Origin of the sequence: Cellulomonas sp. APG4 (assembly GCF_009996735.1) — a bacterium.
Taxonomy (GTDB): Bacteria; Actinomycetota; Actinomycetes; order Actinomycetales; family Cellulomonadaceae; genus Actinotalea.
Genome location: NZ_JAACYI010000013.1, coordinates 62,507 through 76,196, shown reverse-complemented (window position 1 = coordinate 76,196; position 13,690 = coordinate 62,507). Strand labels below are relative to the sequence as shown.

14 protein-coding genes are annotated in these 13,690 nt (G+C 71.7%); 5 read left to right on the top strand and 9 right to left on the bottom strand.

The genetic code is table 11. From position 1 onward, the window contains the following. Positions 1-11: 11 nt before the first annotated feature. Entirely contained in the window at positions 12-1,682 is a 1,671-nt protein-coding gene (locus GXB85_RS11030) for an MDR family MFS transporter (protein WP_370524177.1), read from the bottom strand. Positions 1,683-1,749: 67 nt separating this feature from the next. Here GXB85_RS11030 and GXB85_RS11025 point away from each other — a divergent pair, with 67 nt between their 5' ends. The 5 genes from GXB85_RS11025 (at position 1,750) to GXB85_RS11005 (ending at position 6,594) form a co-directional block, all read left to right on the top strand. Continuing rightward, positions 1,750-2,772, top strand: a complete 1,023-nt coding sequence (locus tag GXB85_RS11025) for a hypothetical protein (RefSeq protein WP_161917702.1) — start codon at positions 1,750-1,752, stop codon at positions 2,770-2,772. 121 nt (positions 2,773-2,893) lie between these two features. Continuing rightward, the gene (trxB, locus tag GXB85_RS11020; protein WP_161917701.1) at positions 2,894-3,892 is read left to right on the top strand and encodes a thioredoxin-disulfide reductase; all 999 of its coding nucleotides are present in this window, start codon (positions 2,894-2,896) and stop codon (positions 3,890-3,892) included. Further along, on the top strand, positions 3,889-4,209 hold the full coding sequence (gene trxA / locus GXB85_RS11015; RefSeq protein ID WP_161917700.1) for a thioredoxin: 321 nt from the start codon (positions 3,889-3,891) through the stop codon (positions 4,207-4,209). The genes trxB and trxA overlap by 4 nt, the downstream gene beginning before the upstream one ends. 88 nt (positions 4,210-4,297) lie before the next feature. Continuing rightward, positions 4,298-5,659 carry a PLP-dependent aminotransferase family protein gene (locus tag GXB85_RS11010; protein ID WP_161917699.1) on the top strand — a complete coding sequence of 454 codons (1,362 nt, stop codon included), beginning with the start codon at positions 4,298-4,300 and terminating at the stop codon, positions 5,657-5,659. Beyond that, a complete protein-coding gene (locus tag GXB85_RS11005; protein WP_161917698.1) occupies positions 5,656-6,594 on the top strand; it encodes a D-alanine--D-alanine ligase in 939 nt (312 codons plus the stop codon). Before GXB85_RS11010 ends, GXB85_RS11005 begins: the two co-directional genes overlap by 4 nt. Positions 6,595-6,607: 13 nt before the next feature. Here GXB85_RS11005 and GXB85_RS11000 read toward each other — a convergent pair whose 3' ends face one another. From GXB85_RS11000 to rpmH, 8 genes are all read right to left on the bottom strand, one after another. Then, complete coding sequence (locus GXB85_RS11000; RefSeq protein WP_161917697.1) at positions 6,608-7,750, bottom strand: ParB/RepB/Spo0J family partition protein; 1,143 nt, start codon at positions 7,748-7,750, stop codon at positions 6,608-6,610. Further along, positions 7,750-8,772 (bottom strand): ParA family protein, encoded by a 1,023-nt coding sequence (locus tag GXB85_RS10995; protein ID WP_370524176.1) that lies wholly within the window; start codon positions 8,770-8,772, stop codon positions 7,750-7,752. The genes GXB85_RS11000 and GXB85_RS10995 overlap by 1 nt, the downstream gene beginning before the upstream one ends. A 104-nt stretch (positions 8,773-8,876) precedes the next feature. After that, on the bottom strand, positions 8,877-9,608 hold the full coding sequence (gene rsmG, locus GXB85_RS18255; RefSeq protein WP_370524175.1) for a 16S rRNA (guanine(527)-N(7))-methyltransferase RsmG: 732 nt from the start codon (positions 9,606-9,608) through the stop codon (positions 8,877-8,879). Positions 9,609-10,765: 1,157 nt separating this feature from the next. Next, entirely contained in the window at positions 10,766-11,281 is a 516-nt protein-coding gene (locus GXB85_RS10985) for a R3H domain-containing nucleic acid-binding protein (RefSeq protein ID WP_161917695.1), read from the bottom strand. 25 nt (positions 11,282-11,306) lie between these two features. Next, positions 11,307-12,464 (bottom strand): membrane protein insertase YidC, encoded by a 1,158-nt coding sequence (yidC, locus tag GXB85_RS10980; protein ID WP_161917694.1) that lies wholly within the window; start codon positions 12,462-12,464, stop codon positions 11,307-11,309. Continuing rightward, positions 12,461-12,814, bottom strand: coding sequence for a membrane protein insertion efficiency factor YidD (yidD, locus tag GXB85_RS10975; protein WP_161917693.1), 354 nt, complete (start codon positions 12,812-12,814; stop codon positions 12,461-12,463). Before yidD ends, yidC begins: the two co-directional genes overlap by 4 nt. After that, positions 12,814-13,173, bottom strand: a complete 360-nt coding sequence (gene rnpA, locus GXB85_RS10970) for a ribonuclease P protein component (RefSeq protein WP_161917692.1) — start codon at positions 13,171-13,173, stop codon at positions 12,814-12,816. The genes yidD and rnpA overlap by 1 nt, the downstream gene beginning before the upstream one ends. Positions 13,174-13,179: 6 nt before the next feature. Then, positions 13,180-13,317 carry a 50S ribosomal protein L34 gene (gene rpmH, locus GXB85_RS10965; RefSeq protein WP_013885212.1) on the bottom strand — a complete coding sequence of 46 codons (138 nt, stop codon included), beginning with the start codon at positions 13,315-13,317 and terminating at the stop codon, positions 13,180-13,182. Positions 13,318-13,690: the final 373 nt, after the last annotated feature.

Sequence of the window (13,690 nt, the reverse complement as noted above, 5' to 3'; positions counted from 1 at the left end):
CCCCGGCGGGGTCAGGCGCCCTGGGACTCGGCGTCGAGGCGGTCCTGGATGCCCGAGGTCTGGCGCAGCGGCACCGCCGGCAGCAGCCACGAGAGCGCGAACGCCACGAGCATCACGGCCGCGGCGCTCATCAGCACCAGGCTGGTGCTCTGCGCGAAGCCCTCGGTGAACGGCACCGCGAGCCGCGGGTCGAGGGCCCCGATGAACGACGAGTCGTCGAGTGACGGCACGCCGCCGGTGCCGTTGACCAGGTCCACCACCGGCGCGTTCGCAGGGTCGGCGACCACGGCGTCGTCGGCGAGCGCGGCCCGGAAGGGTTCGGTCCCCAGCGCGTCGGTGAGCGCTGAGCGGATCCTGTCGCCCACGCTCGTGAACAGGATCGACAGGAACACCGCGGTGCCGAGCGTGCCGCCCATCTGCCGGAAGAACAGGGATGCCGAGGTCGCGGTGCCCAGGTCACGCGGTGGCACGGCGTTCTGCACCGCGAGCACCAGCGGCTGCATGCAGAAGCCCAGCCCGAGCCCGAACACCACCGAGCGCGCGCCCACGTCGACCAACGACGAACCCGCCGTCAACCCGCTCAGCAGCACCGCGCCCACGGTCAGCAGCGCCGTCCCGAGCACGGGGAAGCGCCGGTAGCGGCCGGTGCGCGCGACGGTCTGCCCGGACACCACCGACGCCGTCATGATCCCGAGCGTGAGCGGCAGCAGCGCGAGCCCGGCGGCCGTGGGCGACATGCCGCGCGAGATCTGCAGGTAGAGCGGGAGCACCGCCATCCCGCCGAACAGCCCCGTGCCGATCACCAGGTTGATCAGCGCCGCCGTGCCGAAGGTCCGGATGCGGAACAGTCGCAGCGGCAGCAGGGCGTCGTCGCCCGCGCGTCGCTCGGCGAGCACGAACAGCGCGAGCCCCACCACGCCCAGCGCGTAGGCGCCGAGCGCGCGACCCGAGCCCCAGCCCCAGTCGCGGCCCTGCTCGGCGACGAGCAGCAGCGGCACGAGCCCGACGACGAGCGCCACGGCCCCCGGCCAGTCGATCCGGTGCTGCCGGCGCGGCACGGGCGGCAGCTTGAGCACGCGCGTGATCACGAGCATCCCCGCGAGGCCCAGCGGGACGTTGATGAGGAAGATCCAGCGCCACCCCGTGAGCCCGAGCAGCGACGGGCTGCCGGCGAGGAAGCCACCGATGATCGGCCCGATCACCGACGACGTGCCCCACACCGCGAGGAAGTACGCCTGGTACTTGGCGCGCTCGCGCGGGCTCAGCAGGTCACCGAGGATCGTGATCGCGAGCGACATGAGCCCGCCGCCGCCCAGGCCCTGCACCGCGCGGTAGGCGGCGAGCTCGTACATCGACCCCGCCGTGCCGCACAGCAGCGACCCGAGCAGGAACAGCGCGATCGCCGCGAGGTACAGCGGCTTGCGGCCGTAGAGGTCCGAGAGCTTGCCGTACAGCGGCGTCGAGATGGTCGACGTGATCAGGTACGCCGTCGTCACCCACGCCTGGAGCGACAGGCCGTTGAGGTCGTCCCCGATGGTGCGCACCGCGGTCGCGACGATCGTCTGGTCGAGTGCACCCAGGAACATGCCCAGCATCAGGCCGCCGAGGATCGTGAGGATCTGCCGGTGGGTGAGCGTGAACGTCGCGGGAGGCGCACCCGCAGGGGTGCCGGTGCTGGTCACCTCGGCACCTTACGTCCGCCCTCCGACGCCGGCCCGACGGCGTCCGGCCGGGACCTACCCTGGTGCGGTGCCCTCCTCCACGTCCGCGCTGCGCGCTGCGCCGACGACGCCCTACGCGCGCGTGGGCGTCGCGGCGGGGGCCGTCGCCGCCGCGCCGGCGGGCCGCGGGGCCGCCGCGAAGCCCGACGAGGCGCCGCCCGCGGGGCCCCCCGTCACGTCGGCGTCGACGAAGGGCGCCACCCCCGCCTCGGGACCGGACTCGGACACGACGGCCCTGCCGCTCGTCACGGCCGCTGCTCCGGCACCGACCGACCGAGGTGCATCCGCCCGGGCCCCTCGGTCCGTGGCCGACCCGCGACCGGCCGCTGCCGGTGCGGGCGCCGGAGGGGCGGGCACGCTCGCACGGGTCCCCGAGGTCGCGACGCGCCGGTTCGATCCCACGCCCTGGGTGCTCGGCCTCGTCCTCCTCGCGCTCGTGATCGCCGTCGTCGTCGCGGTCAGCCGCATCACGGCGCCGCTGCCACCCATCGGCGGCAGCGACGGGTTCGGGGACGTGACGGACACGGTCGAGAGCCCTGCCCCCGAGGAGCCCGAGGAGCCCGAGGGTGACGGCGAGGGCGAGGCCGCGCCCGAGACCACCGACGAGCCGCCGGTCCCGCCCACGATCGCGTCCGCCACGCAGATCGACCCGCCCCCCAACGGTGACAACAACGAGCACCCCGAGGCCGTCGACCGCGCGATCGACGGCGACCCGGAGACGTTCTGGTTCTCCCGCACGTACGCCTCCGCGACGTACGGGATGAAGGCGGGGATCGGCTACGGGCTGACGCTGGCCGAACCCACGATGGTCGCTTCGGTCACGCTCGACGTCGCGGGCTCGGGGGGCAACGTCGAGGTGCGCGCGACCGACCCGGCGACGCCCACCGAGGGCGACGTGCTCGCGTCGGGTCCCGTCGGGCCGGACACCGTGCTCACGTTCGCCGAACCGGTCCGGGCCTCGAGCATCGTGCTCTGGTGGACCGAGCTGCCCCAGACCGCCGACGGCAGCAACCGGATCGAGCTCCGCGAGGTCTCCGTCGCCGGTCCCTGAGGCGGCCGCACCGGGAACACGTGCGCCCTAGGATCTGTTGAGGCAGACGAACCCACGGGACGACACCCCGGGCTGAGCCCCGCACGCGTCCCCTCCCCGAGCACGAGGACGGCGACACACCTTGACCGAGCCCAGAGATCTCGTCATCGTCGGGTCCGGCCCGGCCGGCTACACGGCGGCCGTGTACGCCGCGCGCGCGGGCCTCGCGCCCGTCGTCGTCGCCGGTGCCGTGACGGCCGGCGGCGCGCTCATGAACACCACCGAGGTCGAGAACTTCCCCGGGTTCGTCGACGGCATCATGGGCCCGGAGCTCATGGAGAACATGCAGAAGCAGGCCGAGCGCTTCGGTGCGCAGGTGGTCTACGACGACGCCGTCGAGCTCGAGCTCACCGGTCCCGTCAAGACGGTCCGCACCGGCAACGGCGAGACCTACACGGCACGGGCCGTGATCCTCGCGACCGGCTCGGCGTACCGCGAGCTCGGGCTGCCCGACGAGAAGCGGCTCTCCGGCCACGGGGTCTCGTGGTGCGCCACGTGCGACGGCTTCTTCTTCCGTGACCAGGACGTCGTCGTCGTGGGCGGCGGCGACTCGGCGGTCGAGGAGGCGACCTTCCTCACGAGGTTCGCGCGCAAGGTCACGATGGTGCACCGTCGCGACGAGCTGCGCGCCTCGAAGATCATGGCCGACCGCGCGTTCGCCGATCCCAAGATCGAGTTCGCCTGGAACAGCGAGGTCGTCGCGATCCTGGGTGAGGACAAGGTCACCGGCGTGACGCTGCGCGACACGGTCACCGGTGCCGAGCGCGACCTGCCCGCCCAGGGCCTGTTCGTCGCGATCGGCCACATCCCGCGCAACGAGCTGCTCGTGGGTCAGGTGGCCCTCGACGCGGACGGCTACGTGCTGGCGGGCGGTGACGGCCGCCGCGGCACCGCGACCGACCTCGACGGCGTCTTCGCGTGCGGCGACCTCGTCGACCACGTCTACCGGCAGGCGATCACGGCCGCCGGCACGGGCTGCGCCGCGGCCCTGGACGCCCAGCACTACCTGGCGGACCTCGTCCACGCGACGACGCCACCCGACCCGGCACACCTGCCCGAGAAGATCGAGGAGACCCTGTGAGCACCGTCACCGTGACCGACGCCAGCTTCGCCGACGACGTCCTGAAGTCGGACGTCCCCGTGCTGGTCGACTTCTGGGCCCCGTGGTGCGGGCCCTGCCGCCAGGTCGCGCCGATCCTCGAAGAGCTCTCCGAGACCTACGCGGGCCGCATCACGGTCGCGAAGCTCAACTCGGACGACAACCCGCAGACCACCGCGGCCTACGGCATCACGTCGATCCCCACGCTGAACATCTACAAGGGGGGCGAGCTCGTCAAGCAGATCGTGGGCGCGCGCCCCAAGCCGGCCCTCGTGACGGAGATCGAGTCCGTCCTCTGAGTCGACGCCTTCCTGCGACGGGGCCCGTCGCGTCCTCCTGCCGGAGCGGCGCGACGGGCCCCGTCGTCTGCGTGGCAGACTCGGGCGCATGACTCCCGAGAACGGCGAGCCGACGGGGCGGGTGACACCTGCCCCCGGCAGCGCCGCCCACCCCGCCCAGCCCGCCGCCGGGACCCGTCTGGACCCCTGGCTCGGCGCCTACGCCGACCGCACGCACGGCATGCGCGCCTCCGAGATCCGCGCGCTCTTCGCCGTCGCGAACCGTCCCGAGGTGGTCTCGCTCGCGGGCGGGATGCCCAACCTCGACGGCCTCCCGATGGACGCGCTCGCCGAGTCGGCCTACCAGCTCGTGCTCAAGCGCGGCACCACGGCCCTCCAGTACGGATCGGGCCAGGGCGACGAGACGCTGCGCGAGCAGATCCTCGAGGTCATGCGTCTCGAGGGCATCGAGGCGCACCCGGACGACGTCGTGGTCACGACCGGCTCGCAGCAGGCGCTCGACCTCGTCACACGCCTGTTCGTCAACCCGGGCGACGTGGTGGTGGCCGAGGCGCCGTCGTACGTAGGGGCGCTCGGTGTCTTCCGTGCGTACCAGGCGGACGTGGTGCACGTGCCCCTCGACGAGCACGGGCTGGTCCCGGAGGCGCTCGACGAGACGCTCACGCGACTCGCGGCCGAGGGACGCACGGTGAAGCTGCTGTACTGCGTGCCGAACTTCCACAACCCGGCCGGCGTGACGCTGAGCCTCGAGCGCCGGCCGCGCGTGCTCGAGATCGCGCGGCGCCACGGTGTGCTGGTGGTCGAGGACAACCCCTACGGCTTGCTGGGCTTCGACGGCGACCCGCTGCCGGCCATGCGCTCCATGGAGGACGACGGCGTCATCTACCTCGGCTCGTTCAGCAAGACCTTCGCGCCCGGCTACCGCGTCGGCTGGGCCGTCGCACCCCACGCGGTGCGCGAGAAGCTCGTGCTCGCGAGCGAGTCCGCGATCCTGTGCCCCTCGAACGCGTCGCAGCTCGCGATCTCGCAGTACCTGGCCCACCACGACTGGCGCAACCAGATCAAGGTGTACCGCGAGATGTACCGGCAGCGTCGCGACGCCATGATCGGCTCGCTCGCCGAGCACATGCCGGAGGCCACCTGGACGGTACCCGCGGGCGGTTTCTACACCTGGGTGCGGCTCCCGGACGGGCTCGACGCCCAGGCGATGCTGCCCCGAGCGATCACGGCGCTGGTCGCGTACGTCTCGGGTACCGCGTTCTACGCCGACGGTCAGGGAGCGGACCACATGCGACTGTCCTTCTGCTATCCGACGCCCGAGCGCATCCGCGAGGGGGTGCGCCGGCTCGCGGGCGTGGTCGAGGCCGAGCGTGAGCTGGTCGAGATCTTCGGCACGGCCGCCGCGCGCGAGGGTCGCATCGTCGAGTCGCCCGGTCCGGACCTCGCATGAGCCCCCAGGTGCTGGTGCTCGCCGGAGGCCTCTCGCACGAGCGCGACGTCTCGCTGCGCTCGGGGCGTCGGGTCGCAGAGGCGTTGCGCGGATCGGGCGTGGACGTCCAGGTCCACGACGTCGACGCGGACCTGCTGGGCACGCTCCGGGAGGTAGGTCCCGACGTCGTCTGGCCCCTGCTCCACGGCGCGGGCGGTGAGGACGGGTCGGTGCGTGACGTGCTCGAGATGGTCGGGGTCCGCTACGTGGGGGCGGATCCACGGGCGAGCCGCTGCGCCTGGAGCAAGCCGGTCGCCAAGACGATCGCGGGCCGCGCGGGGATCGCGACACCCCGATTCGTGACGCTGCCGCAGAGCCTGTTCCGCGAGCTCGGTGCGCCGCGGGTGCTCGACACGGTGCTCGAGGCGCTGGGGCTCCCGCTCGCGGTCAAGCCTGCCAAGGGCGGCTCGGCGCTCGGTGTCACCGTGGTGCGCCAGGCAGGCGACCTCCCGCGCGCGATGGTCAACGCCTTCGCCTACGGCGACACCGCGTTGATCGAGCAGGGCGTCGACGGTGTCGAGCTCGCGGTGAGCGTGGTGGACACGGGCGCCGGGCCCCAGGCGCTGCCCGCGGTCGAGCTCGTGACGGACGGTCCGTACGACTACGACGCCCGGTACTCGCCCGGGCGCACGGAGTACTTCGTCCCGGCCCGTCTCGACGCGGACGCCGCTACCGCGGTCGCCGAGGCGGCGGTCCGTGTGCACGAGGTTCTCGGGCTGCGCCACCTGTCGCGCACCGACATGATCCTCACCGCGGACGGGACCCCGCACATGCTCGACGTCAACACGGCCCCCGGGATGACCGAGACGTCGCTGCTGCCCCAGGCCGCGGTCGCCGCGGGCCACGACCTGGGCGCGCTGTACCGAGCGCTCGTGGAGAACGCGCTGCGCTCCTGACCGTGCGTACGCGTCAGCGCAGCAGGCCAGGGTCCTCGGGTGAGATGACCTCGAGGATCCGGTTGAGGTCCTGCACAGATGCGAACTCGACCGTCAGGCGGCCCTTGCTCTTGCCGAGGGCGATCTTGACCCGGGTGTCGAAACGATCCGAGAGCCTCGACGCCAGGTCGTCCAGGGCGGCGTTCCGGTCCCCCGGGCGTGGGCGACGTGCCGGGGTCGGACGCTCGGGCTCGCCACCGAGCGTCACGATCTCCTCCGTGGCGCGCACGGATAGGCCCTCGGCCACGATCCGCTGCGCCAGGCGCTCCATCGCGGCGGCGTCAGGCAGGCCGAGCAGCGCCCGGGCGTGGCCTGCCGAGAGGACGCCGGCTGCGACGCGGCGCTGGACCAGCGGCGGGAGGCGCAGCAGGCGCAGCGTGTTCGAGATCTGCGGCCGCGACCGGTGGATGCGCCGGGCCAGGTCCTCGTGCGTGCAGTCGAAGTCGTCGAGGAGCTGCTGGTAGGCGGCGGCCTCCTCGAGGGGGTTGAGCTGGCTGCGGTGGAGGTTCTCGAGCAGTGCGTCGCGAAGGAGGTCGGCGTCGTCCGTGTCGCGGACGATCGCCGGGATACGAGCGAGGCCGGCCTCCTGGGTCGCGCGCCAGCGACGCTCCCCCATGATGAGCTCGTAGGCCGGTTCGTCGCCGCTCCCGGGCACCTTGCGCACCACGACGGGCTGGAGCACACCGATCTCGCGGATCGAGCCGACCAGCTCGGCCAGCGCCTCCTCGTCGAACACCGTGCGCGGCTGACGAGGGTTGGGCTGGATCGCGTCGACGGGAAGCTCGGCGAAGTGGGCGCCGGGGACCGGGACGAGCTCGACCGCGTCCGAACCCACCTGCTTCTCGTCCGGAGCACCCGGCCCGGCGTCCCCCGACGCCGCCGGCTCTGACGACGCAGGCTCGGCCGACGACGACGCTGGTGCAGGCTGGCGTGCGTCGTCGGTGGATGCGACGTCGCGCCCGTCCTGTCCCGGCTCCTCGGTCGCCGGACTCTCCTGCTGGGCTGGGACGGCGGTGCTTCCCGGGAAGAAGACGTCGACCGGACGGGCGTCTCCGCTCGGGGCGTTCGGGATCAGCGCCCCGAGTCCGCGGCCCAGTCCCCGGCGCTTCTCGGCCATCAGCTCTCCTCCGTCGTCGTACCTGTCGACTGGGCCACCGCGGCGGTCGCGGCGCGCTCGGCGATCTCACGTGCGGCCGCGAGGTAGGACAACGCGCCTGTGGAGCCGGGGTCGTACGTCATCACGGTCTGTCCGTAGCTCGGGGCCTCGGAGATCCGGACCGAACGGGGCACGGTCGTCCGCAGGGTCTGCTCGGGGAAGTGCTCGCGCACCTCGGCGGCCACCTGCTGGGCGAGGTTCGTCCGGGCGTCGTACATGGTCAGGAGGATCGTCGAGACGTGCAGCGCCGGGTTGAGGTGGTTCTTGATGAGCTGGACGTTCTTGAGGAGCTGGCTCAGACCCTCGAGCGCGTAGTACTCGCACTGGATCGGGATGAGCACCTCGCGAGCGGCGACGAAGGCGTTCACCGTGAGCAGGCCCAGGCTCGGAGGACAGTCGATGAACACGTAGTCGAGGCGGTCCTCCCCCGCGGCGGCACGGGCGTCCAGGTACGCCTCGATCGCGTTGCGCAGACGGTTCTCGCGGGCCACGAGCGACACGAGCTCGATCTCCGCCCCCGAGAGGTCGATCGTCGCGGGAGCGCACCACAGCCGTGGGACGCGCTCCGTCGGCTGCACGACCGCGGCCAGGTCCTCGTCCTCGACCAGCACCTCGTAGACGGACGGCGTACCAGCGCGGTGGTCGACACCCAGGGCCGTCGACGCGTTGCCCTGAGGGTCGTTGTCGATGACCAAGACGTTGAGCCCGGCCTGCGCGAGAGCAGCCGCCAGGTTGACGGTGGTCGTCGTCTTGCCCACGCCACCCTTCTGGTTGGCGATCGTAAGCACCCGGGTGCGTTCGGGACGCGGGAAGCGGCGACCCGAGAGGTCGATCCGCCGACGCGCGTCCGCCGCAAGCTGGGCCGCGAGCGGTGTGGAGTCGTCGACGGCGGGCAGGCTCTGGATGATCGCTTCCCGGCGTTCGTCGTCGGACCACGTTTCACGTGGAACGAAGTCGTCCCGCGCTCGGTCGTGCTGCTCCACCAGGTCTCCCGTCATCGCGTGCGCACACATCCTGCCACTGCTGCAGCGCTCCTCCGTACCGCCCCGGCGAGCGCACACCCGTAGTTCGCCCGCGCGCGTCCGCCTCAGCGCCGTCGACGGCGCACGCGTGGTCGCGACCGGCCTTCCTCGCGCCGCGGCACCTCGGGCGCCGTCCTACGCACGCGGACCACCGAGGTCGCACCCAGGCCCTCGAGGGTCCTTGCCTCGAGAACCTCTCCCGTCCCCGCACCCAGGCGTCCGAGTGTCTCGTGGGCCGCTGCGAGCTCCTCGGCGGACCGATCACCCTTGAGCGCGAGCAGAACCCCGTCCTTGCGCAGCAGCGGCAAGGTCCATCCGGCGAGCCTGTCGAGCGGCGCCACCGCTCGTGCCGTGACCACCTCGGCGTAGAGCTTCCCGTGGAGCTCCTCGGCACGCGCGCGCACCACTCGAACAGAGCTCATACGGAGCGTCTCGACGACCTCCTCGAGCCACGTGACGCGCCTCAGCATCGGCTCGACGAGCACCACGTCGAGGTCGGGTCGCATGGCGGCGAGCACAAGACCCGGGAGCCCCGCTCCCGATCCGACGTCGACGACCGTGCCCTCGGACGGCAGGAACTGGGCCACCGCAGCCGAGTTGAGGATGTGCCGTTCCCAGAGGCGCGGGAGCTCACGGGGTCCGATGAGACCCCGCACCACACCGTGCTCGGTGAGCAGGTCCGCGTACGAGCGCACCGCCGCGTACCTCGCCCCGAGGTACTCCTCGATCTCTGCAGTCGCCGGGCTCGCCGCGCCTCCTTCGGACCCGCTGGTGATGTGCCCTGTGTGCGTCTCCACTCCCCCACCGTACGGACATGCTCCGTTCCACGTGAAACCACGTTCCACGTGGAACCAGCGACGGGGCCCAAGGGTGCCGCTGCGGTCGCCGGCGGCTGCGCTGCGCCTGCGGCCACAGGCCGCGTTCACGGACGGGAGCACGACAGCACGTGCACGCGCGATCTGCCCATCTGGGGACGACGACGACCGTGCGCGCAGTGGGCCCCGTGGACGGGCGTGGGACCTCGAGCAGCCGCGCCCCCCAATGTCGAGCCGCGCCGCACTGGATCGACCGTCGCCCATGCTGCACGCACCTACGGCCGCACGCCACGGAGGCTCCTACGTCGGCGGCGAGGCCATCAGGTGCCGCCGCGCAGCCAAGCGCACACCCAGTCGTACGCATGACTGACAGAGCGCCCGTTGAAGCACCGGCGGTCAAGGTGACAGCCGAACATCCTTGCCAGGCGACACATGAGTGCACTTCGTCGCCTGCGACAGCTCCCCCCCTTGCTGGTCCGCTACTGAACTGCCAGCCCTGGTACGTCCCACACCGCCAGCGTGGCCACGTCCCCCTGGTGCACGAGACGTGCGCGCGCAGCTCTGTCGCTCACCGTGTCCGAGCGCCTCCTATCCAACTGGCCGAGGAGCCGCGGCGCCTTCGTTCCACGTGGAACACGAAGGGTCGCCCGACCCCGGTCCTCAAGTCGCGTCGTGAAGAGGCCCAGGCGAGCCAGCCCTCTGTCGGTACGGATCGACGACGCACCCCGCGAACGGGCCTCTGCGTCTCGCTCGCGGCTCCTGTTCCACGTGAAACATCGGGGTGACGCTACCCCCGCGCCCTCGGGCCGACCGTCTGGCCCGACCTCGGTCCTACGCCATCCCGAGAGCCCGGTCCACGGATCGGCGGAGGCCACACGTCACGAACCCGACGTACATCCGTCCGTGGACGTGCTCTTCACGGACGGTGCCGGCAACGAGGGAGCGCTCCACGTTCGATCTACCCCCGCGGCGCACGTCCCCCGCGGACCTCGGCTCGCCCAGCCCCCTGGTGAACCCTTCCATCGACCGTCAGAGGCGCCCGATCCTCCTGCTCGACGGGACGCATGATTCACGTGGAACGTCGGAAGACGACGACGGCGAGCTCCCCGGGGAGCTCGCCGTCGTCGTCCTGACCCAGCTCAGGCCGGGTGGATCACCACGTAGCGTTCAGGCTCCACACCTTCGCTGTCGCTCACGAGCCCGGCCTCGGCCACGACATCGTGGACCACCTTGCGCTCGAACGGGTTCATCGGGTCGAGCGACACCGAGGAGCCGGACGCCCGGACCTCCGCGATCGCCGAGCGGGCGACCTCTGCGAGCTCCGCACGCCGGGCGGCGCGGAAACCAGCGATGTCGAGCATGAGCCTGCTGCGGTCACCCGTGCGCGTCTGCACGGCCAACCGGGTCAGTTCCTGGATCGCGTCGAGAACCTCACCGTCGTGACCCACGAGGCGCCGCAGAGCTCGCTCGGATCCAGGCTCCGCCACGATCTCGACAGCCGCCCGTCCGTGGTCGATGTCGATGTCGATGTCGCCGTCGAGGTCGGCGATGTCGAGCAGTTCCTCGAGGTAGTCCGCCGCGATCTCACCCTCCTCCTCGAGACGCTTCAGGGTCGGGGTGTCGGACGCGTCCTGCGCCGGCGTGCTCTCGGTCATCGGGGTCTCCTCGGGGGCTGCAAGGTCAGGGGCGGGGCTTCGGCGCATCGCCGCTACCCGTCCCGCCGTCGGGACGTGGCTTCTTCTTCTTGCGCGGGGCCGGGGCCTGAGCCCCGTCGCCCGGACGCTGGGGCTCGGCAGGCGCCGCGGGCTCCGACGCGTCGGCCTCCGACGGAGCGGGCTCGGTCGGTGACGCGTCCCCGGGCTTCGGCGCACCACCGACACCCTTCGCGCGGTCCTTGCGCTTGGGCTGCGGGCGCTGCCCGCGGGGCTTCTCCTCGATCGCGGGCTTCTCCTCCTCGAGGACCTGCCCACGTGCCGCCGCCCGGCGTGCCCGGCGCTCCTTGAGCATGCGCTCGGCCTCCGAGCCAGGGGTGGGGTTACGTCGGATGACGTAGAACTGCTGACCCATCGACCACAGGTTCGTGGTGGTCCAGTAGATGAGCACACCGATCGGGAAGTTCACGCCCGAGACGGCGAAGATCACCGGGAGCAGGTAGAGCAGCATCTTCTGCTGCTGCGCCATCGGTCCCTGGAGCGCGGTCGCCGGCATGTTCTTCTGCGTCAGCTGGCGCTGGGTGAAGAACGTCGTCGCCGACATCAGGATGATCAGGACGACGGTCACGATGCGGGTCTGGGTGCTCGCGCCCTCCTGGAGGAAGAAGCTCGAGATGTCCGCACCGAAGATGGTCGCCTCGTTCGCCTGCTGAGCGAGCTCCTGCGTGAGCGGACCGATCGCAGTGACGTCACCGTTGGCGTAGCGACCCTCGGCCAGCGGTGTGAGCTGGTAGAGCACCCGGAACAGGGCGAAGAAGATCGGTGACTGCGCCAGGATCGGCAGGCACGACGAGAACGGGTTCGTCCCGTGCTTGCGGTACAGCTCCATCGTCTCGCGGCTCATCGCCTCGCGAGAGGCCGGGTCGGTCTTCCCCTTGTACTTCTTCTGGATCTTCTGCAGGTCGGGCGCAAGCAGCTGCATGCCGCGTGACGCCTTGATCTGCTTCACGAAGAGCGGGATGAGCAGGATCCGGATGACGATCACGAGACCGACGATCGACAGCGCCCACGACAGGCCGGACGCCTCGTCGAGGCCGAACAGCGTGCTGGTGAGCTTGTGGAACTGCACCATGATCCACGCGACCGCCACCATGAGCGGCCAGAGGATGTTGTCGGGAAAACTCATCGGGTGGAGCTCCTCGTTGGGTCGGTCGCGTGCTCGGTCGAGCGCTGGGGACGAGCACCTGCATCAGGAACCTTCGCCGGAGGCACGTCGTCGACACCGCCCGGACTCCAGGGGTGGCAGCGCAGCAGCCGTCGCCCGGCGAGCCAGCTCCCGCGGAGGGCACCGTGGCGCTGGACGGCGACCAGGGCGTACTGCGAGCAGGAGGGGTAGTAGCGGCAGCTGGGGCCCGTCATCGGCGACACGAGTGTCTGGTACACGCGGATGAGTGCGACGAGGAGCAGCCTCGGCACGGCGCGTACGAGCTCGAGGCCTCGCCTCGGGAACGACCTCCCGGCCGTGGCCGCGGTCATCACGCGTCGCCGTCGACAGGACGCGCGCGGCGCACCGCCGTGCCGAGCGCCGAGAGGTAGTCGTCACGCAGGCGCGCGTACGGCGCGGTCGCGGCAGCGGGCAGGGCGCGCACCACGATGTGCGCACCACCGGGCAGGGCGTCGCTGTGCTCGACCACCACGCCTCGCAACCTCCGTCTGACCTTGTTCCGGACGACCGCGTTGCCCACCGACCTTGCGACGACGAAGCCCACGAGCCCGTCGGGCCCGTGGGTCCTCACGCAGTGCACGACGAGCGTGTCACGGCCTGCCCGGGCACCCCTGCGGACGGCATGCGCGAAGTCCTCGGACCGGCGCAGTCGCAGGGGTGCGGGAAGCACCCGCGCTCAGGCGGAGAGCTCGGACCGACCCTTGCGCCGGCGAGCGGCGAGGATCGCGCGGCCGGCCCGGGTGCGCATGCGCAGCCGGAAGCCGTGGGTCTTGGCTCGACGCCGGTTGTTCGGCTGGAAGGTGCGCTTCGACACGTCGGACTCCACTGGTTCGGTTCAGGTCACCGCCTGGTCGGCGGACACTCGGTACGGTCGGGCGGCTCCTACCCACACCTCCGCCCAGCACTGGCCTCGGTCGGGGACCAGGCCGGCGGGCGATGCACGGGCACGCTGACAAGAGCCGTCACGAACGGCTGTGCAACGGTACGCGGAGGGCACGCGGGGGTCAAACCACACGTCTCGCTCGCGCGGGGCGACCACAACTCTCCAGGATCCACCCTTCCGGCCGAATCGTGCCGCCGACACACCGAGGCAGGATGATCGGCTGCACCCACAGCTCTGCACAACTCTGTGGACAGACCGGGTCCCTCACGTCCCCGTCCCGTGCGGCGGACCTGCACGCACAGTC